19 protein-coding genes and 1 pseudogene are annotated in these 20,919 nt (G+C 71.2%); 11 read left to right on the top strand and 9 right to left on the bottom strand.

Annotation, left to right across the window (positions count from 1 at the left end; genetic code table 11):
• Positions 1 to 4 precede the first annotated feature (4 nt).
• Complete coding sequence (locus ACQPZ4_RS47500) at positions 5 to 418, bottom strand: hypothetical protein (RefSeq protein ID WP_433052237.1); 414 nt, start codon at positions 416 to 418, stop codon at positions 5 to 7.
• A gap of 90 nt (positions 419 to 508) precedes the next feature.
• On the opposite strand from ACQPZ4_RS47500, the gene ACQPZ4_RS47505 reads away from it, so the two are divergent.
• Together ACQPZ4_RS47505 and ACQPZ4_RS47510 are read left to right on the top strand one after the other, a co-directional pair.
• Positions 509 to 1,066, top strand: a complete 558-nt coding sequence (locus ACQPZ4_RS47505; RefSeq protein WP_433052240.1) for a CGNR zinc finger domain-containing protein — start codon at positions 509 to 511, stop codon at positions 1,064 to 1,066.
• Positions 1,067 to 1,098: 32 nt separating this feature from the next.
• Positions 1,099 to 2,661 (top strand): hypothetical protein, encoded by a 1,563-nt coding sequence (locus tag ACQPZ4_RS47510; protein ID WP_433052243.1) that lies wholly within the window; start codon positions 1,099 to 1,101, stop codon positions 2,659 to 2,661.
• Between the two features lie 205 nt (positions 2,662 to 2,866).
• Here ACQPZ4_RS47510 and ACQPZ4_RS47515 read toward each other — a convergent pair whose 3' ends face one another.
• The gene (locus ACQPZ4_RS47515) at positions 2,867 to 3,577 is read right to left on the bottom strand and encodes a M23 family metallopeptidase (RefSeq protein WP_433052246.1); all 711 of its coding nucleotides are present in this window, start codon (positions 3,575 to 3,577) and stop codon (positions 2,867 to 2,869) included.
• A 282-nt stretch (positions 3,578 to 3,859) separates the two neighbouring features.
• On the opposite strand from ACQPZ4_RS47515, the gene ACQPZ4_RS47520 reads away from it, so the two are divergent.
• The 4 genes from ACQPZ4_RS47520 (at position 3,860) to ACQPZ4_RS47535 (ending at position 8,049) form a co-directional block, all read left to right on the top strand.
• Entirely contained in the window at positions 3,860 to 4,258 is a 399-nt protein-coding gene (locus ACQPZ4_RS47520; RefSeq protein WP_433052249.1) for a cobalamin B12-binding domain-containing protein, read from the top strand.
• 341 nt (positions 4,259 to 4,599) lie between these two features.
• Positions 4,600 to 5,775 carry an ADP-forming succinate--CoA ligase subunit beta gene (gene sucC, locus ACQPZ4_RS47525; RefSeq protein WP_433052252.1) on the top strand — a complete coding sequence of 392 codons (1,176 nt, stop codon included), beginning with the start codon at positions 4,600 to 4,602 and terminating at the stop codon, positions 5,773 to 5,775.
• Between the two features lie 5 nt (positions 5,776 to 5,780).
• Positions 5,781 to 6,668, top strand: a complete 888-nt coding sequence (sucD, locus tag ACQPZ4_RS47530; protein WP_433052255.1) for a succinate--CoA ligase subunit alpha — start codon at positions 5,781 to 5,783, stop codon at positions 6,666 to 6,668.
• A gap of 73 nt (positions 6,669 to 6,741) precedes the next feature.
• Positions 6,742 to 8,049 (top strand): cell division protein PerM, encoded by a 1,308-nt coding sequence (locus ACQPZ4_RS47535; RefSeq protein WP_433052258.1) that lies wholly within the window; start codon positions 6,742 to 6,744, stop codon positions 8,047 to 8,049.
• Positions 8,050 to 8,085: 36 nt separating this feature from the next.
• Here ACQPZ4_RS47535 and ACQPZ4_RS47540 read toward each other — a convergent pair whose 3' ends face one another.
• Positions 8,086 to 8,700, bottom strand: a complete 615-nt coding sequence (locus ACQPZ4_RS47540; RefSeq protein WP_433052261.1) for a DUF4190 domain-containing protein — start codon at positions 8,698 to 8,700, stop codon at positions 8,086 to 8,088.
• Between the two features lie 230 nt (positions 8,701 to 8,930).
• On the opposite strand from ACQPZ4_RS47540, the gene purN reads away from it, so the two are divergent.
• Positions 8,931 to 9,542 carry a phosphoribosylglycinamide formyltransferase gene (gene purN / locus ACQPZ4_RS47545; RefSeq protein WP_433052264.1) on the top strand — a complete coding sequence of 204 codons (612 nt, stop codon included), beginning with the start codon at positions 8,931 to 8,933 and terminating at the stop codon, positions 9,540 to 9,542.
• The gene (gene purH, locus ACQPZ4_RS47550; RefSeq protein ID WP_433052267.1) at positions 9,535 to 11,067 is read left to right on the top strand and encodes a bifunctional phosphoribosylaminoimidazolecarboxamide formyltransferase/IMP cyclohydrolase; all 1,533 of its coding nucleotides are present in this window, start codon (positions 9,535 to 9,537) and stop codon (positions 11,065 to 11,067) included. Before purN ends, purH begins: the two co-directional genes overlap by 8 nt.
• Before the next feature lie 19 nt (positions 11,068 to 11,086).
• Here the strand turns inward: purH and ACQPZ4_RS47555 are convergent, their stop codons facing one another.
• Positions 11,087 to 11,992 carry a serine hydrolase gene (locus ACQPZ4_RS47555; protein ID WP_433052270.1) on the bottom strand — a complete coding sequence of 302 codons (906 nt, stop codon included), beginning with the start codon at positions 11,990 to 11,992 and terminating at the stop codon, positions 11,087 to 11,089.
• A 31-nt stretch (positions 11,993 to 12,023) separates the two neighbouring features.
• On the opposite strand from ACQPZ4_RS47555, the gene ACQPZ4_RS47560 reads away from it, so the two are divergent.
• On the top strand, positions 12,024 to 12,893 hold the full coding sequence (locus tag ACQPZ4_RS47560) for a bifunctional methylenetetrahydrofolate dehydrogenase/methenyltetrahydrofolate cyclohydrolase (protein ID WP_433052273.1): 870 nt from the start codon (positions 12,024 to 12,026) through the stop codon (positions 12,891 to 12,893).
• Between the two features lie 201 nt (positions 12,894 to 13,094).
• Here ACQPZ4_RS47560 and pcrA read toward each other — a convergent pair whose 3' ends face one another.
• A complete protein-coding gene (gene pcrA / locus ACQPZ4_RS47565; RefSeq protein WP_433052276.1) occupies positions 13,095 to 15,494 on the bottom strand; it encodes a DNA helicase PcrA in 2,400 nt (799 codons plus the stop codon).
• Between the two features lie 304 nt (positions 15,495 to 15,798).
• Between pcrA and ACQPZ4_RS47570 the strand changes: the two genes are divergently transcribed.
• Positions 15,799 to 16,089 (top strand): chorismate mutase, encoded by a 291-nt coding sequence (locus tag ACQPZ4_RS47570; RefSeq protein WP_433052279.1) that lies wholly within the window; start codon positions 15,799 to 15,801, stop codon positions 16,087 to 16,089.
• Positions 16,090 to 16,105: 16 nt separating this feature from the next.
• The gene (locus tag ACQPZ4_RS47575; protein ID WP_433052282.1) at positions 16,106 to 16,834 is read left to right on the top strand and encodes a PIG-L deacetylase family protein; all 729 of its coding nucleotides are present in this window, start codon (positions 16,106 to 16,108) and stop codon (positions 16,832 to 16,834) included.
• 151 nt (positions 16,835 to 16,985) lie between these two features.
• Here the strand turns inward: ACQPZ4_RS47575 and ACQPZ4_RS47580 are convergent, their stop codons facing one another.
• The 4 genes and pseudogenes from ACQPZ4_RS47580 to ACQPZ4_RS47595 all read right to left on the bottom strand — a co-directional run bounded on the left by ACQPZ4_RS47580 (position 16,986) and on the right by ACQPZ4_RS47595 (position 20,813).
• Positions 16,986 to 17,840: an IS5 family transposase gene (locus ACQPZ4_RS47580; protein ID WP_433052285.1), complete on the bottom strand. Its 855-nt coding sequence runs from the start codon at positions 17,838 to 17,840 to the stop codon at positions 16,986 to 16,988.
• A 134-nt stretch (positions 17,841 to 17,974) separates the two neighbouring features.
• Positions 17,975 to 18,735, bottom strand: a pseudogene (locus ACQPZ4_RS47585) (transposase).
• Between the two features lie 150 nt (positions 18,736 to 18,885).
• Entirely contained in the window at positions 18,886 to 19,545 is a 660-nt protein-coding gene (locus ACQPZ4_RS47590) for a response regulator (protein WP_433052288.1), read from the bottom strand.
• On the bottom strand, positions 19,542 to 20,813 hold the full coding sequence (locus ACQPZ4_RS47595; RefSeq protein WP_433052291.1) for an ATP-binding protein: 1,272 nt from the start codon (positions 20,811 to 20,813) through the stop codon (positions 19,542 to 19,544). Before ACQPZ4_RS47595 ends, ACQPZ4_RS47590 begins: the two co-directional genes overlap by 4 nt.
• Between the last annotated feature and the right edge of the window lie 106 nt (positions 20,814 to 20,919).

The following is a 20,919-nucleotide window of genomic DNA, read 5'->3' on the forward strand; positions in this document are numbered from 1 at the left end:
CCGGTCAGGAGGCCAGGACGCCGATCCCCAGGCTCAGTGCCCCCGCCGCCAGGCTCAGCGCCCCGATCCACACCAGCGCGATCGCCCCGTTGGCGGTCGTCCGCCCCTTGCCGGCCGACGAGGCGAAGAACCCGCCCGGCATCAGGATCGCCGCGGCCAGGATCCCGATCCGGCCCAGCCACCCCAGCACGCCGTCGAGCCCCGCCAGGTCCGCGTAGAGGATGCCGACCAGTCCGAGCGTGACCAGCACCCCGGCGTGCGCGTGGCCCGCCCGCGCGAAGTTCTGCTGGAACGGCGTCATCGGCACCGAGCCGCGGACGATCCGGGTGAGGAAGTAGCCGCCGAACTCAATGGTGACGATCGAGATCAGCGCCACGCCGGCCAGGTAGCGGCTCACGTCGGTGAACTCGAACTGCATGTTCAGGCCTCCCCGTCACTGTCTTGATACGCTATGCCAGTGACGATAGACCGCGCTGGCATCACTGGTCAAGCCGCAATAGACAGTTACGTGGCGGCCTGGGTCGATCTCTGCGCGGCGATCGTCAACGACCTGGTCATCGAGGTGCGGCAGGGGCGCCGGGTGTCCGCGGACGCCGGGCTGGCCGACGCGTTCGCCGAGCTGGCGGACAACGTGCTCACCAAGGACTTCGAGATCTCCTCGGCCGACGTCGACGACCTGGCCTCGGTGGCCCGGCGCCTGCACATCGCGATCGAGACGTGCATCGCGGGCGACCTGCTGACCGCGGCGTTCGCGTTGAACACGGTGCTGGCGGAGTTCGGGGCGGTACCAAATCTGCATGCGGCGGCCGGCGAAGTGCCGCACCTGGCCTTCCACGCGGCGGACGCGCCGATCGTGGACGCCTGGGCCGCCGAGTCCGCCACCGCACTGGCGTTTCTCATCGGCACCCGGCAGACGCACCGGCTGGGGCAGTGCTCGGCCGACACCTGCGACGCGTTCTACCTCGACTCGACGAAGAACGCGTCCCGGCGCTTCTGCTCGCTCGCGTGCCAGAACCGGGCGAAGTCGGCGGCGTACCGCCAGAAGCGCCGCGAGCAGGCCGGATGAAAACTGTCGTACCCACCCGTCATCCTGTCCTCGTGAACCTCATCGCACGCGCAGCAGGCGTCGTCATCCTCGGGCTCGGTGTCATCGCCACCGTCGCCGGCCTCGCCCTGCCGTGGACGATGGCCGGCGGCAGGCATCCCGACCTGGTCACCATCGCCGGCATCGGGTTCCTGGGGCCGATCATCACCGGGCTCTGCGTCCTGTACGGGCGAACCGAGCCCCGCCGATCCCGCCTGATCTCGATCGTCGCCGGGGTGGCCGCCGCGGCCGCGACGGTGATCGCGGTGGCCCTCGCCCGCCTGGTCGAGCCGAGCGCGGGCATCGGCCTGGGCGGCCCCGTCACGGTGGTGGGCGCCGCCGCGCTGGTCCTGGGCTGGCTCGTGCTGGTCGGGACCGGCGTCGGCCGCCTGCCGAGCGCGAGCTGGCGGCGCTGGGCCCCGGTCGGCGCCGTCGCGGTGGTGCTGGCCCTGGTCGGCGGCTATGCGATCTCCTGGGCCCGCGAGGGCCGGTTCGTGGACGCCACGACCGCCGGGTCGGCTCCGGCACCGCAGACGCAGACCTGGCCGCTCGCGCTTTCGGGTGTACAGCTTGTCGGCGTACACAAGGACCTCGCCATCATTCGCGGCGCCGACGGCATCCGCGCGCTGTGGCTCGGCAGCGGGACGCCGGCGTGGCAGTACCTGCGCTCGGATCTGCCCAGTCAGGCCGCGGGGCTGGTCGACGGCCAGGTCGTGATCGCCTTCGGCACCGACGACGGCGTCCTCGTCACGGCCCTGGACGCGGCCACGGGGGCGGAGCGGTTCTCCAAGCGGTACCAGTCGGGCAAGATGTCGACCGTCCACGCCGCCGGCCGCACGGCGGTCCTGTCCGCGACTGGCGGCGGCGCCGGCGACCTGCTCGGCATCGACGCCCACGACGGCACCCAGCGCTGGCGCTGGACCCCGGCCCGCGGCGGCGCGGCGTGCGACGTGACCGATGTGGCGGGCTCACCGCAGACCGTGGCCGTGGCGCTGCGCTGCCGGGCCCAGGGCGTCGACGACGTCGCGGTGGGCCTCGCCACGGAGACGGGCACGGAGCGCTGGTCCTGGCACGCCATCCAGCGGGGTACCGCCGAGCTCAAGATCCTGCCCGTCGGCACCGGGTTCGTGACGTTGACGGGGGCGGCGCCGCAGCGGGCCACGTACATGGACGCCGAGAACGGCTCGGTCGGGGCCCGGCACGACGCTCCGGGGACGCTCCCGCTGGCGGTCGGGGCCAGCGTCGTCTACGCCGATCCCGGGTCGGCCCAGGCGCGGCTGGCGTCCGTTGAGGCTCAGACCGGCAAGGTCCAGTGGACGGTGACGCTGGCCGGGTTGAGCGGCTACCAGCCGATGGCGTCGACTACGGCGGACGGGCGCGTGTACGTCCTGTGGCGGAACACGGCGGGGGCGCTTCGGCTGCTGACCGCTTCTACGAACGACGGGTCCACTACGGAGGAGCGGGCGATCGCTTGCAACACGCGGTGCCCGGAGGCTGGGATCGCGGCCGCGAACGGGCACGCCGTCGTGGCTACCAGGGAGGAGAAGGGGACGCAGGTCTGGTTGAGCGCTGTCTGATTCGGAGGCGGGGCCGGGGGGGGCCGGGGGCAGGGGGGCCGGGGGGGCCGGGGGGCCGGGGTAAGAGAACGCAGCACTGAGACGCTGTGAAATGGAGACGTGTCAGCGGGCCCGCGCGCTGAGCCCCGGGCAGGCGAGACGTTTTGAGGGCGCACCATTGAGACGGTGCTGTGGGAGATCTTCAGAACTGAGAGCGGCGGCCCTTTTACGAGTAGATCGCCTCGGTGTGTTTTTGGATGTCTACGCCGTGTTTGCGCATGAAGGCCAAGGGTTCGATTGGGCGGTCGTTCTCGCGTACCTCGAAGTGGAGGTGGGAGCCGAACGAATGGCCCGTGTTCCCGACCAGGGCCAGGCGGTCGCCGGCCTTGACCTGTTGGCCTTCCTTGCACAGGAGCTTTGAGGCGTGGCCGTACACGGTCACGATGCCGTCGCCGTGGTCGATCATTACGTTGTTGCCGTAGCCGGCGTTCCAGCGGCACAGGATGACCTTGCCCGCTGCGGCCGCGGTGAACGGGGTGCCCTGGGCCGCGCCCAGGTCCACGCCTGGGTGGAGGCGGCCCCAGCGCTCTCCGTAGAAGGAGGTCAGGGTGTATTTGTGCAGGGGGAGCATCCAGACGTCCGGGGCCGGCTGGTTGGCCGTCGAGACCGTGCCGTGCAGGTCGGCTCGGCTGGCCCGGTCGCCGGAGCGGGTGGTGATGTCGTCGTAGCTGCCCGCCGACTCCATGGTCAGGCCGTCGGTGTGGGACTCCAGGGTGGTCGCGGTGCCGAGGGCAACCACGCCCGAGGCGACCAGCGCCGTCGTGACCACGGCCAGGAGGCGGCTGCGGGGGCTTTCCAGGCGCCGGCGGCCGCGGTAGTTCGCGCGCTCGGTTGCTGAAGGCAACGCGGGAACCTCCGGGTCCGGGGCCGAAATCATTCGACGAATTGTGAATATGCATCAAGAATGGGCGAAACCGAACGCTACGGTAGTCATGCCCGAATCGTCCGCACAAGCCGATCCGCGCGCCGCGCCGGAATTAGGGGGCGTTTTTGCCCGTCGGAATGGTTGTGCGTAACCGCATTCCCGGGCGGTCGTTGGCGGTCAGGTCGCGAACCGCGCGGGGGCGGCCGGGTGCGGTACCTTCGGGCTGAGGGCTCCCGCGACCCAGCCGGGAGCTCCCCCAGTGGCCGCCACGAACGGCCGGGAAGGACCGTGAGGATGAGCGCGCGGACCCGCGTCGTCATCGCCAAGCCTGGCCTCGACGGACATGATCGAGGCGTCAAGATCGTTGCCCGGGCGCTGCGGGACGCCGGCATGGAGGTCATCTACACGGGGCTGCATCAGACGCCTGAGCAGATCGTGGAGACCGCCATCCAGGAGGACGCCGACGCCGTCGGGCTCTCGGTGCTGTCGGGCGCGCACATGACCCTGTTCCGCCGGGTCATCGAGCTGCTGGCCGAGCGGGGCGCCGCCGACGTCACCGTCTTCGGGGGCGGCATCATTCCCGACGAGGACCTGCCCGAGCTCGAGCGTCTCGGTGTCGCCGCCATCTTCACCCCGGGCGCCACGACGCAGGCCATTGTCGAATGGGCGCAGAAGAATCTCGCGGCCGCATAAAGAAACAACAAAAGAAAAGGGCGAGGGGCCGGACGCACCCCTCACACGTCCGGCCCCTCTATCGCACGATGCCCCGCCGCCACCCCTCGACCGACAGGGCATCGGCCGTTTTGGTGCCGGCCTCGCCTTCGGGTTTTCCCCGTGGGCGGGCCGACACTGCTCTCAACGACGGGCCCCGGCGGGGGTTACGCGCCAAGGTGCTTGTCCCCCGGAAGTGAAAGTGGAATGGGGCACATCAAAGACCCGCGCGGTGCTGGAGGGTGACGGCCTGGTTAGGCTGCGAAGCGTTGAGCCGTCCTCGCGATGGGGCAGGCGGCACGGTTGACGGAACGGGACCAACTGTGGACCTGTACGAGTACCAGGGGCGCGCCCTCTTCGCCAAGCACGGGCTCCCCGTGCTGGGCGGCGGTGTCGCCGAGACCCCTGACGAGGCCCGGGCGATCGCCGAAGAACTCGGCGGCCGGGTCGTCATCAAAGCCCAGGTGAAGGTCGGCGGCCGCGGCAAGGCGGGCGGCGTCAAGCTCGCGGAGGGGGCCGACGAGGCCACCGCGCACGCGACCAACATCCTCGGCATGGACATCAAGGGCCACACGGTCCACAAGGTGATGGTCACCACGACGGCCGACATCGCCGAGGAGTACTACTTCTCGTACCTGCTCGACCGGGCGAACCGCACGTTCCTGTGCATCGCCAGCGTCGCGGGCGGCATGGAGATCGAGACCGTCGCGCACGACGCGCCCGAGAAGGTGGCCAAGGTCGCCATCGACGCGGTCAAGGGCGTCGACGAGGCGCTCGCGCGGCAGATCGTCGAGCAGGCCCAGTTCCCGGCCGAGGTGGCCGACCAGGTCGTCGCGATCGCGGTCAAGCTGTGGCAGGCGTTCGTCGCCGAGGACGCCACGCTGGTCGAGGTGAACCCGCTGGCCAAGACGACCGACGGCACCGTGCTGTGCCTGGACGCCAAGGTCACGCTGGACGCCAACGCCGACTTCCGCCAGCCCGAGCACGAGGAGCTGGAGGACAAGGCGGCGGCCGACCCGCTGGAGCAGGCGGCCAAGGAGAAGAACCTCAACTACGTGAAGCTCGACGGCAACGTCGGCATCATCGGCAACGGCGCGGGCCTGGTCATGTCGACCCTCGACGTCGTCGCGTACGCGGGCGAGGGCCTCGGCAGCAAGCCGGCCAACTTCCTCGACATCGGCGGCGGCGCCAGCGCCCAGGTCATGGCCAACGGCCTGGAGATCGTGCTGGGCGACGCCGACGTCAAGAGCGTCTTCGTGAACGTCTTCGGCGGCATCACCGCCTGCGACGCCGTCGCCAACGGCATCGTGCAGGCCCTGCAGCTGCTCAAGGACCGCGGCGAGGCCGTCACCAAGCCGCTCGTGGTCCGCCTCGACGGCAACAACGCCGAAGAGGGTCGCCGCATCCTCGACGAGGCCGCCAACCCGCTGATCGAGCGGGTGGACACGATGGACGGCGCGGCCCGCCGGGCCGCCGAGCTCGCAGCGAGTGGGGTGTAACGACCATGGCGGTATGGCTGACCGAGTCCAGCAAGGTCATCGTCCAGGGCATGACCGGCGCCGAGGGCTCCAAGCACACCCGGCGCATGCTCGCCGCGGGCACGGACATCGTCGGCGGCGTGAACCCGCGCAAGGCGGGCCAGCAGGTCGACTTCGACGGCACCAAGCTGCCGGTGTTCGCCAACGTGAAGGAGGCGATGGACCAGACGGGCGCCGACACCAGCGTCATCTTCGTCCCGCCGGCCTTCACCAAGGCGGCCGCGATCGAGGCGATCGACGCGCGGATCCCGCTCGCCGTGGTCATCACCGAGGGCGTGCCGGTGCACGACACCGCGTACTTCTGGGCGCACGCCCAGGCCACCGGCAACGCGACGCGGATCATCGGCCCGAACTGCCCCGGCATCGCCAGCCCGGGCAAGTCCAACGCCGGCATCATCCCGGCCGACATCTCCGGCCCGGGCAAGATCGGCCTGGTGAGCAAGTCGGGCACCCTGACGTACCAGATGATGTATGAACTTCGGGACATCGGCTTCTCGACGGCCATCGGCATCGGCGGCGACCCGGTCATCGGCACCACGCACATCGACGCGCTGGCCGCGTTCGAGGCGGACCCGGAGACCGCGGCGATCGTCATGATCGGCGAGATCGGCGGCGACGCCGAGGAGCGGGCCGCGGACTTCATCAAGTCCAACGTGCGCAAGCCGGTCGTCGGCTACATCGCGGGCTTCACCGCCCCGCCCGGCAAGACCATGGGCCACGCCGGCGCGATCATCTCGGGCTCGGCGGGCACCGCGGACGCCAAGAAGCTCGCGCTCGAGGCGGCCGGTGTCGCGGTCGGCAAGACGCCGACCGAGACGGCCAACCTCATGCGGGACATCGTCACCGCCCTCTGAACAAAAAGACCGCGCAGGTCCGGACGGCCGGGGTTAGTGACCGGCCGTCCGGTCTTTGGCAAAGTAAAGAGCGATGCCGACCACCCCTACCCCTGAGGACCCGGAAGAAGGGGCGCAGACCCGGCTCGCCGACCGCGAGACCGTCAAGCTGCCGATCCAGCGGCGCGCGGTGCGAGGCAAGGACCCCGCCAAGCGCCCGGCTCGCCGTGCCCCCCTCGCCCTCGCCGCGGTGGTCAACTCCCTCTGGGCCGCGCTGGTTTCCCTGGTACCGACCATGCTCCTCGTCTGGGGCCTGTTCGCCTCCGACAGCTCCGGCACCCCGCTCGGGGAGACGCTGCGGCTCGGGCTGGCGGGGTGGGTGCTGGCCCATTGGGTACCGTTGCAGACGGGAATCGGCCCGATCAGCCTGGCGCCCCTGGGGCTCACCGCCGTCGCCGCCTGGCGGGTCTACCGCGCCGGGGTGCACACGGCCCGCGCGATCGGCGCCCGCGCGCACCACAAGCGCACGCCGTGGTCCCCGTGGCCGGCCGCGCGCGCCGGTCTCGCCATCGGCATCGTGTACAGCGCCCTCGGCACCCTCGCCGCCACGCTCGCCGACCACCGGGACGTCGACGTGTCGCTGGTCCGCGCGGCGCTCACGTTCGGCGGCTTCGGCCTGGTCGCGGGCTCGCTGGGGGCGTTCGCGGAGGCCCGCGGCATCGCCCGGCTGGCCGCCCGCACGCCGCGGGTGCTGCGCGACGCCACCCGCACCGGGCTCGTCGCCGCGCTGCTCGTGCTCGGGGCCGGCGCCGCGACGACGGGCATGGCGGTCGCGGTCAGCGGCGGCGACGCGAGCCAGATCATCGATGACTACCACACGGGCATCGCCGGGCAGATCGGCCTCGTGATCGTGTGCGGGTTCTTCGCCCCGGACGTGGCCGTGTGGGCGGCGAGCTACCTGGTCGGGCCGGGGTTCACGATCGGCTCGGAGACGTTCATCAGCGCCGCCCACGTGAGCGTGGGGACCCTGCCCGCGGTGCCGCTGCTGGCCGGTCTTCCCTCGACGCCCGCCACCGGGTACGCCCCGCTGCTGCTCGGCTTGCCGCTGCTCGCGGCGCTGATCGCGGGCTGGCTGCTGGCCCGGCGGTCGCTGCGCAGCGATCCCGAGCGCTCGTGGTTCCCGCTGCTCGGGGCGGCGGTCCTGGCCGGTCCGGTCGCGGGTGTGGTGCTGGCCCTGGTGAGCGCCGCGGCCGGCGGATCGCTCGGCGCGGACGGGCTGGCCGACATCGGGCCGCACGCGGGCGCCGTCGGGTTCGTCGCCATGTTCATGATCGCGATCGGCGCGCTGCTGTCCACCGCGGCGACCAAACTCGCCCTACGCGCGAAAAAGGCGCGCGAGTAGGAACTCGCGCGCCCTTTCAACGACGATCCGGAGGGATCAGATCCCGCCGTACGACGTGGTCAGGTTCAGCGTCAGCGACAGGATGAGCAGGATCACCCAGAGGCCGACGGCCACGCCACCGCAGATGAGACCGGCCAGCGCCTGGCTGCGGTTGTTCGCGAGCCCCTGCTTGACCTTGTTCATGCCGAGGTAGCTGACGATCACCGCGGCGATACCCAGCGGCAGGCCGATGTTGAAGCAGCACAGCAGCGGGATGGCCGCGATGCCCAGGATCATGCCGACCAGGCCCAGCGTGTTCTGCGGCTGCGCGGGCGCGCCGTAGCCCTGCTGGTAGCCGCCCTGCGGGTACGCCCCGCCGGAGGTCGGGTAGGCGCCACCCGAGGTGGGGTAGGCCCCGCCCGAGGTCGGGTACGGCGTGCCGGAGACCGGCGGCTGCTGCGCGTACGGGTCCTGGTAGGCCGGCTGCTGCGGCTGCGCGTACGGGTCCTGGTACGCGGGCTGCTGCGGCTGCGCGTACGGGTCCTGGTACCCGGGCTGCTGCTGGGGCTGGCCGTACTGGGGCTGCTGGCCGCCGTACTGCGGCTGCTGACCGTAGGGATCCTGGTTGGGCTGCTGCCCGTACGGATCCTGGCCCGGTGGTGGGTAGCCCATGACTGATGGCTCCTAAAACTGGGGACTATCGCTTCGTGGTGGTTGCACCAGGGTAGTCCCGAGGGGATACGGAACCCCGGCAGCCTACTTGCCCCGATCAACTCTGCGCAGCGCTAAACGGGTGGAGTATCGATAACTGGACCACAGATGCCTGGCAATTGTCCAGAATCATCCGAATTGCCGTCCGACCCGCCGCTGAGCAGGGGCGACCTGGCCGATAGAGTTTCGTGGTGACATCTCGGCTTGTCGTGCTCGTGTCCGGTTCCGGGTCAAACCTGCAGGCCCTGCTCGACGCGGCCGCCGACCCGGCCTACGGCGCCGAGGTGGTCGGGGTCGGCGCGGACCGCCCGGGCATCGAGGGCCTGGCGCGTGCGGAGCGTAGCGGCGTGCCCACGTTCGTCGCGCGGGTGGGCGACTTTCCCACCCGTGACGAATGGGACGCCACGCTGCTGGCCGAGTGCTCCCGGTTCAAGCCGGACCTGATCGTCTCCGCCGGCTTCATGAAGCTGGTCGGGCCGCGGTTCCTCGGGGAGTACGAGGGCCGCTATGTGAACACCCACAACGCCCTGCTCCCGGCGTTCCCCGGCACGCACGGGCCCCGCGACGCGCTCGCCTACGGCGTGAAGCTCGCCGGCGCCACGCTGCACTTCGTCGACAGCGGCGTCGACACCGGGGCCATCATCGCGCAGGTCGCGGTGCCCGTCCTCGACGACGACACCGAGGACACGCTGCTGGAGCGGATCAAAGTGGCCGAGCGCCGCCAGCTGGTCGACACGGTCGGGCGGATGGTGCGCGACGGCTGGACCGTCAACGAACGAAAGGTCAGGCTGGGCCGTGGCTAACCGCCGTCCCATCAGGCGCGCGCTCATCAGCGTCTACGACAAGACCGGTCTCGAGGAGCTCGCGCGCGCCCTGGCCGGCGCCGGCGTCGAGCTGGTCTCGACCGGTTCCACCGCCGGCCGCATCGAGGCCCTGGGCCTGCCGGTCACCCGGGTCGAGCAGCTCACCGGCTTCCCGGAGACGCTGGACGGGCGGGTCAAGACGCTGCACCCGAAGGTGCACGCCGGGCTGCTGGCCGACCTGCGCCTGGAGGCCCACGCGGCCCAGCTCGCGGAGCTCGGGATCGAGCCGTTCGAGCTGCTCGTGTCCAACCTCTACCCGTTCACCGACACGGTCGCGTCGGGCGCCTCCGACGACGAGTGCGTCGAGCAGATCGACATCGGCGGGCCGGCCATGGTGCGGGCCGCGGCCAAGAACTTCCCCAGCGTCGCGGTCGTCACGTCGCCCGCTTCCTACGATTCGGTACTGCAGGCAGTCACCGACGGCGGCTTCACCCTCGACGAGCGCCGCGCCCTGGCCGGGCAGGCCTTCGCGCACATCGCGGAGTACGACGTGGCGGTCGCGGCCTGGTTCGCCCGCGACGACCAGCGGTTCGCGGGCACGGCGCTGCGGCACTCGGCGACGCTGCGCTACGGCGAGAACCCGCACCAGCCGGCCGCGCTCTACGCCGACCCGGCCGCCGCTCCCGGCCTGGCCCAGGCCGAGCAGCTCGGCGGCAAGGAGATGTCGTACAACAACTACGTCGACGCCGACGCCGCCTGGCGCGCCGCGCACGACTTCGCCGAGCCCTGCGTCGCGGTCATCAAGCACGCCAACCCGTGCGGCATCGCGGTGGGCGCGGACGTCGCCGAGGCGCACCGCAAGGCGCACGCCTGCGACCCGGTCAGCGCGTACGGCGGCGTGATCGCGGTCAACGCCCCCGTCACCACCGACCTGGCCAAGCAGATCAGCGAGATCTTCACCGAGGTCGTGGTGGCCCCGGCGTACGAGCCGGACGCGCTCGAGCTGCTCACCGCGAAAAAGAACCTGCGCGTGCTGCGGGCCCCGGCCTGGACCCCGGAGCCGTCCGAGCGGCGGCAGATCTCCGGGGGCGTGCTCGTACAGGCGGCGGATCGAATCGATGCCGAGGGTGACGCCTTCGAGAACTGGAGGCTCGTCACCGGCACCGCCGCCGACGAGGAGACCCTGCGCGACCTGGTCTTCGCGTGGCGGGCCGTGCGCGCCGTGAAGTCCAACGCGATCCTGCTCGCCTCCGGCGGGGCGACCGTCGGCGTGGGGATGGGCCAGGTCAACCGCGTCGACTCGGTGCGCCTGGCGATCAGCCGCGCGGGCGAGCGGGTCACCGGCTCGGTCTGCGCCTCCGACGCGTTCTTCCCGTTCCCGGACGGTCCGCAGGAGCTCATCGCGGCCGGCGTCAAGGCGATCGTCCAGCCGGGCGGCTCGATCCGCGACGAGCAGGTCATCGAGGCCGCGACGGCCGCCGGCGTGACGATGTACTTCACCGGCACACGGCACTTCTTCCACTGAGGTTTGCGCCGGCCCCCGCTTACGGCAGCGTGACGGGGGCCGGCACCTTGGCCCCGAAGTACGTCGCCACCGCGTCGCTCACCGCGTGCGCGCCCTTCTCCAGGGTGCCGCCGGGCTTCTGCTCGTACATGGCGGCCACGACGTACCGCTCGCCGTCGCCCGCGAAGCCGACCGTGTGCGTGACCCAGACGTTCTTGCCGTCGACCGGCTTCTCGGCCCAGCCGTCCTTGTTCCCCGGCTTCAGCGCCGACCCGGCCGCCCAGACGCCCCAGCGCTGGTTGCTCGCCACCTTGCGCAGCGTGGTCACCAGATAGGTCCGGCTGGTCGGGTCCAGCTTCTCCAGCACATAGCTCATGAGGTTCTGCAGGTCCTCGGCGCTGCACTCCAAGTTGCGCCAGAAGGTTTCGTACCCGCTGATGACCTTGAGCCCGCCCATCCCATAGGCCGACTTGAACCGATCGAGCATGTTCGGCCCGTCGTACTTGTTCCACAGCGCCGTGGCGGCGTCGTTGTCGGAGTTGATCAGCGCCTTGTCCAGGTTCGCCTTGTCCGCCGAGGCGAGCGTGATCTCCTTGGCCTGCTGCCGCTCGAGCAGGTCGGTGGCGATCGCCAGCTTGATCGTGGACGCGGTCCAGGTCGTGGCCTTGGTGTCCCCGGCGCTCCAGGTCTGCCCGGTCTGCCGGTCCCGCACGATGATCCCGAACGTGCCGGACTGCTTCTGGACGAACGCCGTCGCCTTGTCCTTCGCGCCCTGGGCCGGGGCGGCCGGTGCGCTCTTGTCCTGCAGCCCGGCCGCGCCGCCGTCGACCTGGCGGCCCTGGCTCACCGCCGCCGACGGTACGAACGGCTGGGGTGTCGCGTCGTCTCCGCAGCCCGCCAGCACGGACAGGGTGAGGAGGGCGACAACGCCGCGCCGGAGCAACACGCCCTGCACTCTAATGGCAGGATCGGGTTCCGTGACGGCAACGATTCTCGACGGTAAGGCGACGGCCACCGCCATAAAGGACGAGCTGCGCGCCCGGGTGGCGGCCCTGACGGCCCGGGGCATCACCCCCGGCCTGGGCACCGTGCTGGTCGGCGACGACCCGGGCTCGCACGCGTACGTGGCCGGCAAGCACCGCGACTGCGCCGAGGTCGGCATCGCCTCGATCCGCCGCGACCTGCCCGCGACGGCCACGCAGGCCGAGGTGGAGGCGGTCGTGGCGGAGCTCAATGCCGACCCGGCCTGCACGGGGTACATCGTGCAGCTCCCCCTCCCCGCCGGCCTCGACGAGCAGCGCATCCTGGAGCTCATCGACCCCGACAAGGACGCCGACGGCCTGCACCCGACGAACCTGGGCCGGCTCGTGCTGAACATCCCGGGCCCGCTGCCGTGCACGCCGCACGGCATCGTCCAGCTCCTGCGCCGCTACGACGTGCCGATCAACGGTTCCGAGGTGACCGCGATCGGCCGCGGCACCACGGCGGGGCGGCCGCTGGGGCTGATCTTCACGCGCAAGACCGAGAACGCCACGGTGACGCTGTGCCACACCGGCACCCGCGACCTGGCCGCCCACACGCGCAACGCCGACATCGTGATCGTGGCCGCCGGCTCGGCGGGTCTGCTGACGCGCGACATGGTCAAGCCGGGCGCGGCCGTGCTGGACGTGGGCGTGACCCGCGTGGTGGACGAGACCGGCAAGGCGCGTCTCGTCGGCGACGTGGCTCCGGACGTGGCCGAGGTGGCGGGCTTCCTGGCCCCGATGCCGGGCGGCGTCGGCCCCATGACCCGCGCCATGCTCCTGGCCAACGTCGTCGACCTGGCCGAACGCGGCGCGACCCACTGAAGCGTTGACCGGCGCGCGCCGGCATCGCTTGGCCGCTTTGGCGTCGCTTTACCCCGCGCGCTCGCATCGCTTGGCCGCTTTGGCGTCGCTTTACCCCGCGCGCTCGCATCGCTTGGCCGCTTTGGCGTCGCTTTACCCCGCGCGCTCGCATCGCTTGGCCGCTTTGGCGTCGCTTTACCTCCGCGCGCCGGGCCGTCCCCGTCAGATCTTCTCGACCGCCGCGTGCCGCAGGACGATCCACATCACCTGTTCGCCGAAGTCGATCTGGGCCTGCGCGCGCGGCCCGGCGCCCTCGACGGCCAGCACCCGGCCGAGCCCGTAGCGCTGGTGGTTGACCCGGTCCCCGACCGCGAGCGACGGCACGTCCCGCTGCAGTTCGCTCGCCGTCGACAGCTTCGAGGCGTCCAGCCCGAGCTTGGCCGCCAGCTGGGCCGCCTTCGGGGTGTTGCCGACGAACGACGAGGTGCGGGACTGGGTCGCGCCCGACGAGCGGCCGCCGACGCCGGCGCGGCCCGACCAGCTCGTGTACGCGGCGTCCGTCCGCTCCCACCGCACCAGCTCCGGCGGCAGCTCCTCCAGGAAGCGCGACGGCGGGTTGTAGGAGGGCGCGCCCCAGGCCGAGCGGGTCACCGCGCGGGAGATGTAGAGCCGCTGCCGGGCCCGGGTGATGCCCACGTAGGCCAGGCGGCGCTCCTCCTCCAGCTCCTTGCGGTCGCTCATCGCGCGCTGGTGCGGGAAGACGCTGTCCTCCAGGCCGGTGAGGAACACGACCGGGAACTCGAGGCCCTTGGCGGTGTGCAGGGTCATCAGCGTGACGACGCCGGTGTGGTCGGGGTCGTCGGACGGGATCTGGTCCGCGTCGGCGACGAGCGAGACCTGCTCCAGGAACCCGGCGACGCTCGGCGGCGGCGCGGCGGTCGCGTCGCCCTGCTCGGCGGCGACGGTCACGGTGGCCTCGGCCCGCTCGGTGTACTCCCGGGCCACGCTCACCAGTTCCTGCAGGTTCTCGACGCGGCCGGCCTCCTGCGGGTCGGTGCTCTCCTCGATCTCGGCGAGGTAGCCGGAGCGCTCCAGCGCGGCCTCCAGCACCTCCTCGGGCATCGCGGTCTCGGCCAGCGTGCGCAGCTCGTCGAGCAGGGCCACGAAGTCGCCGATCGCGTTGACCGCGCGGGTCGAGATGCCCGGGGCCTCGCTCGCCCGGCGCAGGGCCGCGCCGAACGAGATCCGGTCGCGGCTCGCGAGGGCCTCGACGCAGGCCTCGGCCCGGTCGCCGATGCCGCGGCGCGGGGTGTTGAGCACCCGGCGGACGCTCACCGTGTCGTCCTCGTTGACCACCGCGCGCAGGTAGGCCAGCGCGTCGCGGACCTCCTTGCGCTCGTAGAAGCGCACCCCGCCGACGACCTTGTACGGCAGGCCGAAGCGGATGAACATCTCCTCGAAGACGCGGGACTGCGCGTTGGTCCGGTAGAACACGGCCACGTCGGCCGGGCGCACGCCCTCGGCGTCGGAGAGCCGGTCGATCTCGCGGGCGACCCAGTCGGCCTCGGCGTGCTCGGTGTCGGCCACGTAGCCGACGATCCGCTCGCCCTCGCCCTGGTCGCTCCACAGCCGCTTGGGCTTGCGGTCGGTGTTGCGCCCGATCACCGAGTTGGCCGCGGACAGGATGGTCTGGGTGGAGCGGTAGTTCTGCTCCAGCAGGATCGTGTGCGCGTTGGGGTAGTCGCGCTCGAACTCCAGGATGTTGCGGATCGTCGCGCCGCGGAAGGCGTAGATCGACTGGTCGGCGTCGCCCACCACACACAGCTCGCCCGTGCTGCCGACGAGCTCCTTCACCAGCATGTACTGCGCGTGGTTCGTGTCCTGGTACTCGTCCACGAGCACGTGGCGGAAGCGCCGGCGGTAGCTCTCGGCGACCTCCGGGTGGCTCTGCAGCAGGTGGACGACCTTCATGATCAGGTCGTCGAAGTCGAGCGCGTGCGCCTCGGTCAACCGCTGCTGGTACAGCGTGTAGGCCTCGGCGAGCGTCCGCTCGGCCGGCCCCTTCGCGGTGCCGGCGAAGGCTTCCGGGTCGACGAGCTCGTTCTTCAGGTTCGACACCTGGGTCGCGAGGCCCCGGGCCGGATAGCGCTTCGGGTCGAGGTCGAGCTCCCGCGCGACGAGCTGCATGAGGCGGCGCGAGTCGTCGGCGTCGTAGATCGAGAACGTCGACTTGAGCCCGGCGTGGTCGTGCTCGGCGCGCAGGATGCGCACGCAGGCCGAGTGGAAGGTGGACACCCACATCAGCCGGGCGCGGTTGCCCACCAGCTTGGCGACCCGCTCCTTCATCTCGCCGGCGGCCTTGTTGGTGAACGTGATCGCGATGATCTCGCCCGGGTGCACGTGGCGCTCGCCCAGCAGGTAGGCGATGCGGCTGGTGAGCACCTTCGTCTTGCCGGACCCGGCGCCGGCCACGATGAGCAGGGGCTGCCCCTCGTGCGTCACCGCGTCGCGCTGGGGGCCGTTGAGCCCGTCCAGCAGGTCGCGCCTGGGCGGTCTGGACTGCGCCGCCGGGGCCTCGGGCTGCGGCGGGCGGGACTGGGGAACTTCGAAGAGAGCATGCATCGCAGGGGCGACTCTACGCCGACCCACCGACAGTTTTCCGGCTGCGCGCCCCGTGGCGAGTCGAACGGATGACCGAAAAACGACGGTGTCCCAACCTGCGGAAGACCTTCCCGCGGACTCGGACGGCGTGCCATACTCGGGAACGTGATCGAGCGGGCGCACTACTTTTTTTACGGCTACCGGAACCCGGCAGCCGTAGGTCGCGCCTGATCGCAAAACCTACCGACGCCCCGGGCTCCAAGCCCGGGGCGTTCGCGTTCCCGGGGGCGGAGCACCGGGCCCAGTACACAAGGGACGAAGAGAAATGGCCGCCATCACCATGGAACAGCAGCCCGCCGACGCCCAGCCGTCCCCGGACGAGCACATCGCCGGCCTGCGCAACCGCATCGACGAGATCGACTCGGCCATCGTGGCGCTGTGGAAGGAACGCGCCGCGATCTCGCAGGAGGTCGGCAAGACCCGCGTCGCCGCCGGTGGCACCCGCCTCGTGCTCTCCCGCGAGCGCGAGATCCTCGAGCGCTTCTCCCAGGAGCTCGGCGCCGACGGCACCCAGCTGGCGCTGCTGATCCTGCGGGCGGGACGCGGACCCCTGTAAGGGTTCTAATAGGAACATGACCTTTCCTCCCTCGGCCGCGCCGCTCACCGACGTGCAGCGCGTGCTGTGCGTCCTCGCGCACCCCGACGACGTCGACTTCGGTTCCGCCGGCACGATCGCGACCTGGGTCGACGCCGGCCTCGAGGTCGGGTACCTCCTCGTCACCAAGGGCGACGCGGGCGGCTTCGACGACACGCCCCGCGAGCAGATGCCGATCCTGCGCGAGGCGGAACAGCGCGCGGCCGCGGCGGCCGTGGGCGTGAAGCAGGTGGAGTTCCTCGACGGGTACCGCGACGGCGTCCTCGAGCCGACGATCGGGCTGCGCCGGGACATCACGGCGGCGATCCGCCGGTTCCGGCCCGACCGCGTGCTGACCAGCTCGCCGCTGCGCCGCTGGGACCGCATCGCCGGGCCGAGCCACCCGGACCACCTGGCCGCGGGCGAGGCGACGACGTGCGCGGTGTACCCCGACTCGCGCAACCCGTTCACGTTCACCGACATCGGGCTGGACCCGTGGACGGTGCGGGAGATCTGGTACAGCGGCGGCCCCGGCCCCGACCACTTCGTCGACATCACCGACACGTTCCCGCGCAAGCTGGCGGCCCTGCGGGCCCACGCGTCACAGACGTCGCACCTGGACGGCTTCGAGGAGATGCTGCGCGAGCGGCACGCCATGGTGGCGCGCGCCGGCGGCCTCCCCGACGGCCGACTGGCCGAGGGCTACTCGATCTTCTCGACGGCCTGAAGCAACCGCCTGAAGCAACCGCCTGGAGCAAAGCTCCGTCGAAAGCTGCTCAAAACACGCTTGAACGACATGTCGGACACTCCGCGTCACGACATGTCGGATTTATCGCCCGTCGGGGTATAAATCGGATAAGAGAGACCGTCAGTAGGTGTTATTGCAGTCGTCGTGTTGTCGGCATGCCGGTCCATCGGTAGTGGGTTCGGGCGCGGCGGATGAGGGCACGCAGGGTCACGATGGCGGCGGCGAGGTAGTGGTAGAAGTCGATGACGGCTGGATGGCGGTCGGTGTGGCGGCGCAGTTTGCCGAATCCGTTCATCCAGGCGTGGTCGGCTTCCACTACCCAGCGTCGGCCGGCCTGGACCGGTGCCGGCCGGCCACGGCGGGAGATCCGGCCGGTCCAGCCCCGTCCGGCCAGCAGGTGCCGGGTCGGGATCGAGTCGTAGCCCGCGTCCAGATGCACCGTAACCAGGTCCGGCCAGCGCGGTCCGACCTGGTCGATCGCAGCGTCGAGGGTCGGGCCGAGCAGTGGTCCGTCGTGCCGGTTCGCTCCGGCCGCGACGACGCCGAGCGGGACCCCGCCGCCGTCAGTGACCACGGAGCGTTTCCGGCCGCCTTTGCCCCGGTCGACCGGCGAACGGCCGACATGCGCACCACCGGACACCGCCTTGGTGATACACCCGTCGACGGCCAGGTCGGTCAGCTGCAGGCCGATCATCCGGTCGAACGCCGCCAGGACCAGGGCGTGCACCCGCTCGCCCAGCCCGGCCGCAGCCCACGACCGCAACCGGCGGCGGATCGTCGAGTCCGAGCAGCCCGGCCCCGCGATGCGCTCGTACCCGGACCCGTGCACCAGAGCCGCGATGACATGCTCGAACACCACTCGGTCCGGCACCCGCCGCCGATGACAGCCCAGCGGGTGCGTCGGGTCGTACTCGCCTCGTTCGGGCAACAGCGCGGCGAACTCGATCCAGATCGGTTCCAGCAGCGATGATGGAAGCACGGGCACGGGACATCCTGTCGGTCACGGAGCGTAGAGAACTCCCATGATCGATGGAACCCGTGCCCGTGCCCTACATTTCGCCTCGAACGTCCCGATTCCACCCTATTGACGGTCTCCCTAAGGAAGACCGTCAGTAGGTGTCATCGGAGTCGCCGTGCTGTGGGCATGCCGGTCCATCGGTAGTGGGTGCGGGCTTGGCGGATGAGGGCTCGCAGGGTCACGAGGGCCGCGGCGAGGTAGTGGTAGAAGTCGATGACGGCTGGGTGGCGGTCGGTGTGTCGGCGGAGTTTGCCGAACCCGTTCATCCAGGCGTGGTCGCCTGCTCCGGCCAGCGTGGTCCGACCTAGCTGACCGCGGCGTCGAGGGTCGGGCCGAGCAGCGGGCCGAGCAGCGGGCCGTCGTGCCGGTTCGCGCCCGCCGCGACGACGCCGAGCGGGACCCCGCCGCCGTCAGTGACCACCGACCGTTTCCGGCCGCCTTTGCCCCGGCCGCCTTTGCCCCGGCCGCCTTTGCCCCGGTCGACCGGTGACCGGCCCACGTGCGCGCCGCCCGCCACCGCCTTGGTGCTACACCCGTCCACAGCCAGATCGCTCAGCTGCAGCCCGATCATCCGGTCGAACGCGGCCAGGACCAGCGCATGCACGTGCCCGCCCAGGCCGGCCGACGCCCACGACCGCAGCCGGCGGCGGATCGTCGAGTCCGAGCAGCCCGGACCGGCGATCCGCTCGTAACCCGATCCGTGGACCAAGGCAGCGATGACGTGCTCGAACACCACCCGGTCCGGCACCCGCCGCCGGTGACAGCCCAGCGGATGCGTGGGATCGAACTCACCCCGGACGGGTAACAGCGCGGCGATCTCGATCCAGATCGGTTCCAGCAGCGATGATGCAAGCACGGGCACAGGCATCCCCAGGTCAGTCGCGGAGCGTAGAGAACTCCCACGATCGACCGATGCCTGTGCCCATTCCCGTACCTACGTCCCGATTCCACCCTATTGACGGTCTCCCTAAGTTGCCGCGCGCCAGCGCCCGACTTATCGGGGCAAAACCGCTCAGACCAGACGCCGGTCCGCCGCCCACCGCGACAGCTCATACCGGTTCGACATCTGCAGCTTCCGCAGGACATTGGACACGTGCGTCTCGACGGTCTTGATGGAGATGAAGAGCTCCTTGGCGATCTCCTTGTACGCGTACCCCCGGGCCAGCAGCCGCAGCACCTCGCGCTCGCGGTTGGTCAGCTGATCCAGCTCCGGGTCGGCGACGGGAGTGTCGGGGCGGGCGGCGAAGGCGTCCAGCACGAAGCCGGCCAGGCGCGGCGAGAACACGGCGTCGCCGTCGGCCACGCGGCGGATGGCGTCGGCCAGCTCGTCCGGGGAGATGGTCTTGGTGACGTAGCCGCGGGCGCCCGCGCGGATCAGGCCGATGACGTCCTCGGCGGCGTCGGAGACCGACAGGGCCAGGAAGCGGACGTTGGGGTGGGTGCGGCGCATGGCGTCGAGGACCGCGCGGCCGCCGCCGTCGGGCATGTGGACGTCGAGCAGGACCACGTCGGGTTCCAGGGCGGTAATCTTCTGGACCGCCTCGGCCACGGCGCTGGCCTCGCCGACCACGTCGACGTGCAGGCCGAGCTCGGCGCGGACGCCGGCGCGGAACATCGCGTGGTCGTCGACCAGGAACACGCGCAGGCGCTGGGTGGTCTCTTCGGTGCTCATTTCTCTCCGCTTTCGCTGTGGGCCGCGCTCTTGCGGCGACGGGCCTCGCTGTCGACGGGCATGCTGAGGCGGACCTCGGTGCCCTCCCCCGGCGTACTGCGGATCTCCGCCTTGCCGCCGTGGCGCTGCATGCGCAGGACGATCGAGCCGCGCACGCCGTGCCGGTCGTCGTCCACCGCGGCCAGGTCGAAGCCGGCGCCCCGGTCGCGCACGAAGACGCTGACGCAGTCGGGTTCGACCTCGGCGTACAGCGAAATCGTCTGCACCTTGGCGTGCTTGGCCGCGTTGACCAGCGCCTCGCGGGCGGCCGCGACGATCGCGCCGACCTTCTCGTCGACGTCCATGTCCCCGACGACCACGGTCTCCACGGCCACCGCGAAGGTGTCCTCGACCTCGGCCGACGCCTCCTCCAGCGCCGCGCTGAGCTTCTCCACCGGCGAGGCGGTCGGCTTGTACAGCCAGTTGCGCAGCGTCCGCTCCTGCCCCCTGGCCAGCCGTTGTACCTCCTTGAGGTCCCCGGCGTTGCGCTGGATCAGGGCGAGCGTGTGCAGCACCTGGTCGTGGATCATCGCCGCCAGCTCGGCCCGCTCCTGCTCCCGCACCCGGGCCTCGCGCTCGGCGCTGAGCTGGGTGAACATCCGGTACAGCAGCGGCGCCAGGGCCAGCCCCACGCCGGCCAGCGCGACGGCGGCGAAGCCGAGGCCGTACCCGATGGAGGAGAAGGGGACGTTGCGCAGCGGGAACACGCCCACCACGAACACGCCGATGATCCCCGCGACGACGAGCAGGCCGCCGCCGACGAAGCGCACGAGGTACGACTTGCGGTTGGTGTCCATCGCCGCGCCCAGCCACGGCATCCCGGGCACGGTCGCGGACCAGCGCTCGCGGCGCTTCGGGTCGGCCTGGTGCCAGATGATGCCGGCGCCGAGCGCGATGACCGCGGCGAGCCAGCCGATCACCGAGGACACGCTGCCGTCGGGCTGGACCATCAGGCGCAGCACCACGATGCCGATGCCGAGCGCGAGGAACGAGAACAGCTGGTTGACGTTGCGCCCGCCGTGGCGCCCGTGCGGGGGCATCGGCAGGACGGCCCAGAACGCGGCGTAGAGCAGCGCGCCGAGCCCGTTGAACGCCGCGAGCACCACGAACGCCACCCGCACCAGGAGCACCGAGGCGCCCAGGTGCGCGGCGATGCCCGCGGCGACGCCTCCGACGACCCGGTCGGCGGGTTCGCGGTACAGGCGGCGGACGGGGACTGGGCTGCTCACCCGAGAATCGTCACACGAATGGACGGCCCGAAACCACTCCGAGCGCCCCGGAGCCGCAGAATCAGGGTGGCTTCAGGGTCGATGCCTGAGGCGCCGGACCCCGGGA

This window comes from Dactylosporangium sp. CS-033363 (assembly GCF_050942475.1).
Taxonomy (GTDB): Bacteria; Actinomycetota; Actinomycetes; order Mycobacteriales; family Micromonosporaceae; genus Dactylosporangium.

Excerpts from the sequence above, each read along its gene's own strand:
- ACQPZ4_RS47575 (WP_433052282.1), top strand. The coding sequence starts at position 16,106 with ATGACCTTTCCTCCCTCGGCCGCGCCGCTCACCGACGTGCAGCGCGTG.
- ACQPZ4_RS47520 (WP_433052249.1), top strand. The coding sequence starts at position 3,860 with ATGAGCGCGCGGACCCGCGTCGTCATCGCCAAGCCTGGCCTCGACGGA.
- ACQPZ4_RS47570 (WP_433052279.1), top strand. The coding sequence starts at position 15,799 with ATGGCCGCCATCACCATGGAACAGCAGCCCGCCGACGCCCAGCCGTCC.
- ACQPZ4_RS47535 (WP_433052258.1), top strand. The coding sequence starts at position 6,742 with ATGCCGACCACCCCTACCCCTGAGGACCCGGAAGAAGGGGCGCAGACC.
- pcrA (WP_433052276.1), bottom strand. The coding sequence starts at position 15,494 with ATGCATGCTCTCTTCGAAGTTCCCCAGTCCCGCCCGCCGCAGCCCGAG.
- ACQPZ4_RS47500 (WP_433052237.1), bottom strand. The coding sequence starts at position 418 with ATGCAGTTCGAGTTCACCGACGTGAGCCGCTACCTGGCCGGCGTGGCG.
- ACQPZ4_RS47590 (WP_433052288.1), bottom strand. The coding sequence starts at position 19,545 with ATGAGCACCGAAGAGACCACCCAGCGCCTGCGCGTGTTCCTGGTCGAC.
- ACQPZ4_RS47540 (WP_433052261.1), bottom strand. The coding sequence starts at position 8,700 with ATGGGCTACCCACCACCGGGCCAGGATCCGTACGGGCAGCAGCCCAAC.
- ACQPZ4_RS47515 (WP_433052246.1), bottom strand. The coding sequence starts at position 3,577 with ATGATTTCGGCCCCGGACCCGGAGGTTCCCGCGTTGCCTTCAGCAACC.
- sucD (WP_433052255.1), top strand. The coding sequence starts at position 5,781 with ATGGCGGTATGGCTGACCGAGTCCAGCAAGGTCATCGTCCAGGGCATG.